1 rRNA gene is annotated in these 254 nt (G+C 53.9%); it reads left to right on the top strand.

Going from position 1 to position 254, the window contains the following annotated elements:
• Window positions 1-80 (top strand): 16S ribosomal RNA (locus AC5RV1_RS21465); the annotation flags it as partial.
• Between the last annotated feature and the right edge of the window lie 174 nt (window positions 81-254).

The raw sequence follows: 254 nt of genomic DNA, 5'->3' as shown, positions 1-254 counted from the left end.
TGTCGAAGGTGGGACTGGCGATTGGGACTAAGTCGTAACAAGGTAGCCGTACCGGAAGGTGCGGCTGGATCACCTCCTTTCTAAGGAGCACCTACAAGCATCCAACCGTTGAATGACGGGGGGAATGTTTGTCAGGAGTATATGCCCGTTGCGCAGACGTTTGTTCTGCGGCGGGTGCTCAAGGGTGGAATATCAACGAATAGCGGTCGCCTGGTTTCTTCTCTGCCCAGTACGGATGCTTTATGTGTCCTGGA

It is taken from the genome of Arthrobacter sp. Hb9-2 (assembly GCF_059091165.1).
Note: the sequence above shows the minus strand (reverse complement) of the source record. Positions and strands in the feature narration are given on the sequence as shown.